Here is a 10304-nt window from a genome sequence, read left to right as displayed (position 1 = left end):
CCCTTGAGCACACCGGCCTGGAGCGCGGCGCCGACGGCGACGACCTCGTCCGGGTTGACGCCCTTGTTCGGCTCCTTGCCGCCGGTGAGCTCGCGCACCACGTCGGCCACGGCCGGCATCCGGGTCGAGCCGCCGACCAGGACGATGTGGTCGATCGCCGAGAGCGGGATGCCCGCGTCCTCGATGACCTTCTGGAACGGCACCTTGGTGCGGTCGAGCAGGTCCTGCGTCAGCTGCTGGAACTGGGCGCGGGTGAGCTTCTCGTCCAGGTGCAGCGGGCCCTCGGCGGAGGCCGTGATGTAGGGCAGGTTGATCGAGGTCTCCATCGAGGAGGACAGCTCGATCTTGGCCTTCTCCGCCGCCTCGCGCAGGCGCTGGAGGGCCATCTTGTCCTTGGACAGGTCCACGCCGTGCGCGTTCTGGAACTGCTTGACCAGGTGGTCCATGACCCGCTGGTCCCAGTCGTCGCCGCCGAGGTGGTTGTCACCGTTGGTGGCCTTGACCTCGACCACGCCGTCGCCGATCTCCAGGAGCGACACGTCGAACGTGCCGCCGCCGAGGTCGAAGACGAGGATGGTCTGCTCGTCGGCCTTGTCCAGGCCGTACGCCAGCGCCGCCGCGGTGGGCTCGTTGACGATGCGCAGCACGTTCAGACCGGCGATCTCGCCGGCTTCCTTGGTGGCCTGCCGCTCGGCGTCGTTGAAGTACGCCGGCACGGTGATGACCGCGTCGGTGACCTTCTCGCCGAGGTAGGCCTCGGCGTCGCGCTTGAGCTTCATCAGGATGCGGGAGCTGATCTCCTGCGCGGTGTACTTCTTGTCGTCGATCGCCACGGACCACGTGGTCCCCATGTGGCGCTTGACGGACCGGATGGTCCGGTCGACGTTGGTGACGGCCTGACGCTTGGCCACCTCGCCGACCAGAACCTCACCGTTCTTCGCGAAGGCAACCACGGACGGTGTGGTCCGCGACCCCTCCGCGTTGGTGATGACGGTCGACTCGCCGCCTTCCAGAACGCTGACGACGGAGTTCGTCGTACCGAGGTCGATACCGACCGCACGTGCCATGATTCGCTTCCTCCACGGAAAGAGTTGAGTGGTTGTCGCTCAAGGATGAGCCGTCGTGTGCAACCGGTCAAATCGCTTGAGTATTCCTGACTCAACTTTACTGCCTCGTGGGCTGTGAGGGGGCGATTCTCGGGTGTCCGACCTCTGATCGAGACGCTTGACGTCATCGAAACGTTGTGCGCCTCCGGAGACTTATTTAGGTGAATGTCGCCACAAACGACACTCTTGACCTCTGCGGCCTCTCCATGCACATGGCAGCATGTCTCCGCGCCTGATGCCTGCAAGCAAACGCCAGGTGAAACCCGAGATCCGAGGGGGACCTCCCGATGAGCGATGGTCAGGGCTATCCGCCTGTGCCGCCGATGCCACCCGGCCCGCCGGGACAACCGGGACAGCAGGGACAGCCGGGCCCGCCGCAGGGTGGCTACCCGCAGCAGGGGGGATACCCGCAGCCCGGCGGCTTTCCGCAGCAGCAACAGCAGCAACAGCCGGGCGGCTTCCAGGAGTCCGGCGGCTATCCGTACCCGCAGTACAGCCAGTACGGGCACTACCAGCAGTACGCGCAGAACCCGATCCAGCTGGACCCGAACGGCCGGCCGCCGCGCGGGGGCCGCAGCAAGAAGGTGATCGGCACCTGGATCGCCGGTGTCACCGGCGCGATCGTGGCGTCCGTCGTGGTCGCGCTGGTCGGGCTCGACGACCCGACCGACAAGAAGGACCCGGCCGCGCAGAAGACCACGCCCGCGCCGATCGTCACGGGCAAGACCGCGGCCCCGAACAACACCGCCGCGACCGGGCCCAAGAAGACCGACATCACCAACACGCTGAAGATCCCGGACGCGCTGCCCGCGATCACCGGGCCCAAGTTCGGCAACTTCTCGGTCGACCCGAAGTCCTGGCCCAAGGCCTGTGACCTGCTGACCGACGAAGAGATCAAGACGGTCGTCCCCGAGGCGACCATCCGTGAGCGCAAGAGCTTCATGGGTCGCTACTCGAACTTCTTCGGCAAGGCCGTCAACGACAACGAGTGCGACATCATGGTCGACCTGCCGAACCTGCAGTCCTCGAACTATCCCGCGAAGATCAACATCACCACCTACGGCTACAAGCCGTTGGCCGACGAGAAGACCTCCTTCGCCAAGGAGAAGACGCAGGCGGAGACGGCCACCAAGGCATACCCCGACCAGTACGACGACATCCCGGCCGCCAAACTCGGGGTGGACGGGGCGTTCCGCGACAACATCACGATCCAGATCTCCAAGAACGGCTTCCGGGTGTGGGTCACCTTCCAGGCCCAGGTCGAGGACTCGCAGGGCAACCCGCTCAAGCAGAACACCATGTCGCGTCAGTACGGTCCGACCGTGGCCGCGGTCGTCGGGCAGAAACTGTGAGCGGGGGTTGGCCGCAGGGCCCAGGGCAGCACGGCGGCGGCCACGGCCAACCCGGGCAGTACCCACAACACCCGCAGCAGCAGCCGGCCTTCCCGCCGCAGCAGGGTTATCCGCCGCAGCAGGGCTATCCGCAGCAGCAGCCCGGCTACCCGCCGCAGCAGCCCGGCTACCCGCCGCCGGGTCCGTACGGACCGCCCGGCCACCCGTACGGGCAGCCCACCCCGCCACCGCGCCGGAACAACCGGATCGCGCTGTGGGTCGCGGTCGCGGTCGTCCTGGCCGGCGCCGGCGTCGGCGGCTTCGTGCTGCTGAACAAGGACGACGACGCGGACACCGCCAAGCCCGGCCCCACCTCGGTCGGTCCCACCGCGCCCGGAGCCTCCGGCGGCGGCAAGAGCGGTCAGACCAGCCCAAGTCCCGAGCCGCTCGATCGCCCGATGGTTTTCCCCGCAGCGCCGCCCGCCGACGCCGGGTCAAAATTCAACGCGACCAACGACGGCAAGACCTGGCCGAAGGCGTGCGACATGTTCTCGGACGCGCAGATCGGCAAGGTCGTCAAGGGCGCCACGGTCAAGACCAGGAAGCCGGACACGACCGTCTCGGTCAAGTACGACTTCCCGGGCGCGGTCGACAACCAGTGCGACTTCGATCTCGCCGTACCCGACCCGAACAATCCGAAGTATCCGACGTACGCCAAGATCGAGCTCACACTCCACGAGGTGAGCACGCCGGCGATCGCGAAGGGCCACTACGGCGACACCAAGAAGGATCACGGACGCAAGCCGTTCGGCACGTTCGAGGAGTTGGGCACGAAGCTCGGTACCGACGACGCGTTCCGCGACGACAACTACATCTACCTCAACAAGGGTCCGTACTTCGTGGAGTTGTACATGTCCAGCGGGCTGAGCGGTCCGGGTGGGGCGAAGCTGCCGAGCGACGACGCGGCCAAGCAGTACGGGCCGACGCTCATCGGCTACCTCGTGGCACGGATGTAACCCGCGGTCCGCGCGGTAGGGCAGCAACGGCGACAGCGCATCGGAACAGCGCATCGGATCAGGCATCAGGAGGAGTACGGGGATGGTACGAATCGGCAACCCAGGGGGGAACCACTACGGCGGGCCGCAGCAGCAGCCGCAGTACGGTCAGCCCGGGATGTACCAACAGCCGTACCCCGGTGGCCCGATGCCGCCCCACGAGCCGCCGCGCCGGAGCAAGCTGAAGCCGATCCTGGGCTGGATCGGCGTGGTCGTCGGCGGCGTGCTGGCCACGGTCGCGGCCTCGTACATCGTCGACGAGATCAACAAGAAGAACGACAAGGGTGCCAAGCCGGTGGCGGACAACGGCGTCGCGTTCCCCGACGACTACACCCCGCCGCCCGGTGTGGCGTTCACCGATGGCGCCAAGTTCCGGGCGACCGGGGACTCCGGCACGTGGCCGGACGCGTGCACGATGCTCTCCGACAAGGAGATCCAGAACGCCGTCCCGGACGCGAGCATCGTTGGCTCGCGGCAGGGTCGCAAGGGCGCGAAGACGCCCCGGAACTCCGAGTGCACCGTGCAACTCAAGCTGCCCAACCTCAAGAACGCCACCGAACCGGGCAAACTCACCATGACCATCAAGGCGATCGGCGACGCCGGACCGGTCAAGGACGTGTACGAGAAGGCCAAGGCGGACGCGGCCCCTTACGCCGGCTTCGAGGACCTCGCGAACAAGCTGTTCGTACAGGACGCGTTCCGCCAGAACGGCAAGCTGAACCTGTACAAGCAGGGCGCCAAGCCGGACTCGCCCGGCTACTACGTGGTCCTTGAGGTCAGCGCGAGTACCAAGGACTCCACAGGCGCCGACGAGGCACCCGACACCTGGACGAAGAAGGCCGGACCGGCCCTGGTGCGCGTCCTCAACATCAAGATGACGGACGACTGATTCGCCGTCGTCCCTCGACGGTTCGTCACCACGGGAGCACTCGATGACCGGCCAGTACAACAGCCCGAACTCCGGCCAATACCCCGGCCAGGGGCCCGGCTACCCGCCGCAGGGCGGCTACGGCCAGCAGCCGCCGCCCGGCGGGTACGGCGGCCCGGGGCAGTACGGGCCACCGCCGGGCTTCGGTCCGACCGGTTATCCGCAGCCGTACCCGCCAGAGCCGCCGCGGCCCAACCGCCGCAAGCAGGTCTTCAGTTGGCTTGCCGTGCTCGCGGGCGGCACGGCGGCGACGGTGATCGCGGCGCTGCTGATCAACGGCACGGACGGCAAGAAGAACGAAGCGGTCAAGCTGCCGCCCACGGAGAGCGTCCGCAGGTTGGAGAGTTTCGATCCGAACGCGGTCGCCGGCACCCCGAGCGTGGCGGTGTCGAAGGCCGCCTCGCGCCCCGAGGCGCCGCCGGCGCCCAAGAGCGGCGGCAAATTCGCACCGGTGGCGACCGACATGTCCACCTGGCCGGATGTGTGCGACCTGATCAGGCCGGACGAGATCGCCAAAGTCATCCCCGAGGTGACGACGCAGGAGGAACAGGGCACCGCCCAGGCGGTCGGCTCCTACAAGTCCCGGGGCCCGGCGCTGCGCAGCACGACCTGCCTCTACACGGTGAACACCAAGCGCGGCTTCGGCTACAGCAACGTGATCAACCTGACGATCCAGATTCAGAACATCGATGCTCCCAAAGAGCTCGACTACAACTGGAACCTGAGCAAGGGCGGCGCCCAGCGGGTCCAGACCGACTTCAAGGTCCTCAGCGGCACCGGCGCGGACGACGCCTACTACGCGAATTCGCGCGTGTCTCTGCGCAAGGGGCAGTACTACCTTCAGGTCGACGCCACCGGCAGCCTCACCAAGGCAGGCACCGACCAGCCCTGGACCGGCTGGCAGAGCGAACTGCTGCCGAAGTTCGTGTCGACCATCACCGCCAAGATCTGATTCGATCGCACCGAGGCGCCCGGCGGGTCGCGGCGACCGCCACCCGCCGGGCCGGCGACCTATTCGTCGCGGTGCACCGTGTCCGGGGTGAAGCCGGGGAGGCAGACGGCGATGTAGTCGGCGCCCTCGGCACCCCTGGTGCTGTAGCGCACCCATTCACCGGCGGCGGTGTGGATGCCCTGGCCAGCCGCGACGTCCTGGACGCCGCCCTCGAACTCGACGGTCAGCACGCCGCGCAGGACGACGGTGTACTCGTCGAAGTCGGGGCGCTGGCCCGGCTCCTCCCAGCCGCCCGGGCTCGTCATGTGCGCGATGCTGAGCGCCTCGTCGCCAGTGTTGACCCGGCCGACGAACTCGCGAATGGTCTTGGGGATGTTGCCGGCGGCCTCGACGACCGTCGGCTTCTCGATGAAGTTCGGCATGTGCCCCATCCTGTCCCAGGGTGCCGGTAAATCGTTGGCGGCCTCGCCCGGGTGCTTGGGACCGTGGCGTGCACGGGGATTCACCCCGAAGCGAGCACGGGGGAAGAGGCACCTCATGTCCACACTCAGGGTCACGGTCGAGCGGTTGGTCGTGCACGCACACCCGAACGCCGATGCGCTGGAGCTGGCCCAGGTCGGGCTGTACCGCGCCGTCGTCGCCAAGGGGGCCTATGTCACCGGTGACGTCGCGGTGTACATCCCGGAGCAGGCGGTGCTGCCGGGTCCGCTGATCGAGGAGCTCGGGCTCACCGGGCGGCTCGCCGGGTCGGCGAAGAACCGGGTCCGGGCGATCCGACTGCGTGGCGAGCTCTCGCAGGGCATCGTGTGCCGGCCGGCCGCGCTGGCCGGCTTGGACTGGGAGGGCGCGCTCGCCGACGACAAGGACTTCGCCGAGTCCCTCGGCATCGTCAAGTGGGTGCCGCCGATCCCGGTGCACATGAGCGGCGAGATCGTACCCGCGGCCGAGCTGCTGCCGTGGGTCGACATCGAGAACGTGCGGCGCTACCCGGCGCTGTTCACGGCGGGCGAGCCGGTGGTGGCGACCGAGAAGATCCACGGCACCGCGTGCCTGTACACCTACGTGGCCGACACCGGCGAGAGCTTCGTGTCCTCGAAGGGCTTCGGCGCCAGGTCCCAGGCGCTGGCCCGGGACGAGCACAACCTCTACTGGCGCAGCGTGCTCGCGCACCGGCTGCCCGAGGCCGCCGCGGAGTTGGCCGCGCGCTCGGGCGCGGCCCGGGTGGGCGTTTTCGGCGAGGTGTTCGGGCAGGGCGTGCAGGACCTGGCGTACGGCGCGCAGGGTCGCTCGGAGCTGCCGGGTTATGCGGTCTTCGACGTCGCGCTCGCGGACGCCGCCGGCGCGGTGCGCCGGGTGGACGCCGAGCAGCTCGCCGACCTGCTCGGCGACTTGCGGACCGTGCTGCCGGTGGTGCCGACGCTGTATGCCGGGCCCTACGACGAGGCCGAGCTGTTGGCCCTGGCCGAGGGTCGGGAGACGGTGTCGGGCACGGCCGCGCACCTGCGCGAGGGGCTCGTGGTGCGCCCGGCCCGGGAGCGGTACAGCGACGTGGTTGGCGGGCGTGCGATCGGCAAGATCGTCTCCGCGGCCTACCTGACCCGCAAGGGTGGCACCGAGTACGAATAAGGGCTCGGGCGTGGCCCACCGCTCCGGACCGAATGAGAGAGGATGGCGTCCATACGTCTGGAGAGGATCCTTCATGAGCATCGACCCGTCCTCGCTTCCGAGGTCGACCTTCGTTCCGGCCGCACCGGTCGTCAAGCCGTCGGCGGATCTGATCAATCAGGTCCTCGACGAGCTTCAGGTGAACCATTTCACCGACGAGGAAGGTGACATCTGCGCGCCTTGGGACGGCTTCCGCGTCTACTTCATGCTGCGCGGGGACAAGCACGAGATCTTCACGGTCCGGATGTTCCTGGACCGTGAGTTCGACCCGGCCGAGCGGCCGCGGATGCTGGAGCTGCTCGACGAGTGGCACCGCCAGTTCTTCTGGCCCAAGGTCTACACGCACGAGCACGAGGGCAAGTTGCGGCTGATCGGCGAGGCCCAGCTCGACTGCGAGCCCGGCATCAACCGCGAGCTGTTCGTGTTCACCACGCGCGCGTGGATCAGCACGTGCATCTCGTTCGGGAACTGGATCAACGAGCAGTACGGCCCCGAGGACAAGCCGGCGGCCGACGGCGAGGCGTAGCCGCCGCGTGCGTGTGTGTGGGGGTGTCCGCCCCCACACACGCCCGCCGGAGCCGCTGCGGTCGGCCCCGGCTCAGTCGGTCGCCGCGAGCCGCTTGGCTGCCTCCTCCAACACCTCGACGCGCTTGCAGAAGGCGAACCGCACCAGCGGCCGGCCGACCTCGACGTCGTCGAAGAAGACCACCTCCGGGATCGCGACCACACCGCGCGACTCGGGCAGCCGGCGGCAGAAGTCCAGGCCGTCCGCGTAGCCGAGCGCGCTGATGTCGGTGGTGGTGAAGTAGGTCCCCTGCGGTTCGTACACGGTCAGCCCGGCCGCACGCAGACCGCCGCCGAGCAGGTCGCGCTTGTGCCGCAGGTCCTCGCGCAGCCCGCTGAAATAGCTGTCCGGCAGGCGCAGCGCGTGTGCGATGGCCGGCTGGAACGGCGCGCCCGAGGTGTAGGTCAGGAACTGCTTGGTCGTGCGAACCGCCGCGATCAGCTCCCGCGGTGCGCACACCCAGCCGATCTTCCAGCCGGTGAACGAGAAGGTCTTGCCTGCCGAGGAGATGGTGACGGTGCGCTCGCGCATGCCCGGCAGCGTGGAGATCGGGATGTGCTCGCCGGTGTAGACGAGGTGTTCGTACACCTCGTCGGTGACCACGATCAGGTCGTGCTCGATCGCGATCTCGGCGATCGTCTCCAATTCGGCCCGGGTGAGCACGGTGCCGGTCGGGTTGTGCGGGCTGTTGAGCATGATCACCCGGGTGCGGTCGGTGATCGCCGCGCGCAGCTCGGCCGGGTCCGGCCGGAAGTGCGGCGGGCGCAGGGTCACGCCGACCCGGCGTGCGCCGGCCATCGCGATGCAGGCCGCGTACGAGTCGTAGAACGGTTCGAGTGCGACCACCTCGTCGCCCGGTTCCAGCAGCGCCAGCAGGGCCGCGGCGATCGCCTCGGTCGCGCCGGTGGTGATCAGTACCTCGGAGTCGGGGTCGAAGGTCTGCCCGTAGAAGCGCTGCCGGTGTTCGGCCACGGCCAGGCGTAGGTCGGGGATGCCGTCGCCCGGCGGGTACTGGTTGGCGCCGTCGCGCATGGCGGCGACCGCGACCTCGAGCACCTCCGCCGGGCCGTCGGTGTCGGGAAAGCCCTGGCCGAGGTTGATCGCGCCGGTGGTGTGCGCGAGGGCGGACATCTCGGCGAAGATCGTGGTGCCCAGGCCGTCCAGGTGTCGGGCCAGCAGCGGTCGGTTCATCCGTACGGCTCCTTCGCGGGGTTTCGGTCTACCCGCCCATCCTCGCGTGCGGGTCGGGGGCGCCCACAGGGTGTCCTTCACCCGTTCGTGTCAGTGCCTTTCACCTTCGCGGGTGACGACGCTGTGCCCTTGGACACCTACCGTGAGTCATGTCCCCTGGTTTGCAGCCGATTGTCGCCCCGGGAGCCTCCCGTGGGTCTTCCCCGTTGCCCGGACGGATGAGCGCGAGAATGCACGCCACACTCACCACCACGTACACCGACACCCGTGCGGACGCCCTCGGCTGGTGCCTGGGCCTGCCGCTGCTTCCCGCGCTGGCCGAGCGCACCGTCGAACTCGGAGGGCTGAAGCTGGAGCTGCGGCTGCTGGGCGCGTCGCACCAGATGCTGATCACCCCCGGACGGGGGGAGGGCGAGCCGGTGTCGGAGACCGTCGCGTGCGTGCCGGGCGCGGCCACCCCGTTGCCCGCTCGGGTGGCCACCCGGCTCGGCCGGTGGGAGTACGAGTTCACCGCGCTGACCCAGCGCTTCGAGGACACGGCGTTCGTCGCGCGGGTGCGCGAGATCGTCACCCTGGCGAGTGGGCACGAGTACGGCCTGATCGGCGACTATCCGGGGTTGCCGTACGCGGTCACCGCGATGGTGGTCGAGCGGTGCGGGGCCGGTGCGGTCTGGTCCACCTGGCACACCTATCCGCAGGAGTGCCGGATCGTGAGCACTCGGAGTCGCGCGATGTGACGATCGCACGAAACGATCCGACACAATGACGCCCCATCAGGTGATCCGACGACGATGGGGGACGGCGCCATGTTCAGGGACCTTGCGGAAGGTGTCGGCTACGCGTTCGCGTACGGGGGAGTGGGCATCGTGCTCATGGTCCTCGGGTTCGTGCTCGTGGACGTGCTGACGCCCGGCAACCTCGGTCGGCAGATCTGGATCGAACGCAATCGCAATGCGGCACTGGTGCTCTGCTCGGCGCTGCTGGGCGTGGGCATGATCGTCACCACGGCCATCGCGACCACCTACGACGAGTTCGGCAAGGGCCTCGCCTCCACGGCGATGTTCGGCGTCTCCGGGCTGATCCTGATGGCCATCGCCTTCCTGGTGATCGACCTGGTCACCCCGGGCCGCCTCGGCGCCACCGTGGTCGAACGCGAACCGCACCCGTGCGTGTGGGTCACCGCGTCCTCCCAGATCGCGATCGCCGCGATCGTGTCGGCGTGCATCGCCTGAGCCGGCGGGGCGTGGCGGGGCCGGCCCGGCCCGGCGCGATCCGCCCCGGCCTGACCCGACGCGACCCGACCCGATCGATCCGCGCCGGGACCGGTGCCGCACCCGGGAACGCGCGCCGGCTCCCGGCTTTCGGCTCCCGCACTAGCCGGTTCGGGTGAACCGTCGGCGCGTTCGACGCCGCTCGCGTACTTCGCGCCTACCGTGCTCGGGGTGAACTCCCCCGCACCGCGCGCTCCGACCATCGCGCGCGTGTCCGCGACCCGGCCGCGCCCGGCCGCG

General features: G+C 68.9%; 11 protein-coding genes. 8 read left to right on the top strand and 3 right to left on the bottom strand.

Going from position 1 to position 10304, the window contains the following annotated elements:
* Positions 1-1067: Hsp70 family protein (locus tag ABZS54_RS40055; protein ID WP_355547436.1), on the bottom strand; the 1067-nt coding region annotated here is incomplete at its 3' end.
* Positions 1068-1393: 326 nt separating this feature from the next.
* Between ABZS54_RS40055 and ABZS54_RS40050 the strand changes: the two genes are divergently transcribed.
* The 4 genes from ABZS54_RS40050 to ABZS54_RS40035 all read left to right on the top strand — a co-directional run bounded on the left by ABZS54_RS40050 (position 1394) and on the right by ABZS54_RS40035 (position 5372).
* Positions 1394-2458 carry a hypothetical protein gene (locus ABZS54_RS40050; RefSeq protein WP_355547433.1) on the top strand — a complete coding sequence of 355 codons (1065 nt, stop codon included), beginning with the start codon at positions 1394-1396 and terminating at the stop codon, positions 2456-2458.
* A complete protein-coding gene (locus tag ABZS54_RS40045) occupies positions 2455-3453 on the top strand; it encodes a hypothetical protein (protein WP_355547430.1) in 999 nt (332 codons plus the stop codon). The genes ABZS54_RS40050 and ABZS54_RS40045 overlap by 4 nt, the downstream gene beginning before the upstream one ends.
* Before the next feature lie 82 nt (positions 3454-3535).
* Positions 3536-4381, top strand: coding sequence for a hypothetical protein (locus ABZS54_RS40040; protein ID WP_355547427.1), 846 nt, complete (start codon positions 3536-3538; stop codon positions 4379-4381).
* 43 nt (positions 4382-4424) lie between these two features.
* Complete coding sequence (locus ABZS54_RS40035; protein ID WP_355547424.1) at positions 4425-5372, top strand: hypothetical protein; 948 nt, start codon at positions 4425-4427, stop codon at positions 5370-5372.
* A gap of 59 nt (positions 5373-5431) precedes the next feature.
* Here ABZS54_RS40035 and ABZS54_RS40030 read toward each other — a convergent pair whose 3' ends face one another.
* Positions 5432-5794 carry a cupin gene (locus ABZS54_RS40030; protein WP_355547421.1) on the bottom strand — a complete coding sequence of 121 codons (363 nt, stop codon included), beginning with the start codon at positions 5792-5794 and terminating at the stop codon, positions 5432-5434.
* A gap of 115 nt (positions 5795-5909) precedes the next feature.
* Here ABZS54_RS40030 and ABZS54_RS40025 point away from each other — a divergent pair, with 115 nt between their 5' ends.
* Both ABZS54_RS40025 and ABZS54_RS40020 read left to right on the top strand, forming a co-directional pair.
* Complete coding sequence (locus ABZS54_RS40025; protein ID WP_355547418.1) at positions 5910-6998, top strand: RNA ligase (ATP); 1089 nt, start codon at positions 5910-5912, stop codon at positions 6996-6998.
* Positions 6999-7071: 73 nt separating this feature from the next.
* Positions 7072-7563 (top strand): YbjN domain-containing protein, encoded by a 492-nt coding sequence (locus tag ABZS54_RS40020; RefSeq protein WP_355547415.1) that lies wholly within the window; start codon positions 7072-7074, stop codon positions 7561-7563.
* A 72-nt stretch (positions 7564-7635) separates the two neighbouring features.
* Here ABZS54_RS40020 and ABZS54_RS40015 read toward each other — a convergent pair whose 3' ends face one another.
* Positions 7636-8793, bottom strand: coding sequence for a pyridoxal phosphate-dependent aminotransferase (locus ABZS54_RS40015; RefSeq protein WP_355547412.1), 1158 nt, complete (start codon positions 8791-8793; stop codon positions 7636-7638).
* 230 nt (positions 8794-9023) lie between these two features.
* On the opposite strand from ABZS54_RS40015, the gene ABZS54_RS40010 reads away from it, so the two are divergent.
* Positions 9024-9530, top strand: coding sequence for a DUF2617 family protein (locus ABZS54_RS40010; RefSeq protein ID WP_355547409.1), 507 nt, complete (start codon positions 9024-9026; stop codon positions 9528-9530).
* 69 nt (positions 9531-9599) lie between these two features.
* Positions 9600-10025, top strand: coding sequence for a DUF350 domain-containing protein (locus ABZS54_RS40005; protein WP_355547406.1), 426 nt, complete (start codon positions 9600-9602; stop codon positions 10023-10025).
* Positions 10026-10304: the final 279 nt, after the last annotated feature.

This window comes from Embleya sp. NPDC005575 (genome assembly GCF_040605455.1).
In the GTDB taxonomy this organism is placed as follows: Bacteria; Actinomycetota; Actinomycetes; order Streptomycetales; family Streptomycetaceae; genus Embleya.
This window is presented reverse-complemented; position numbering and strand designations above follow the sequence as displayed.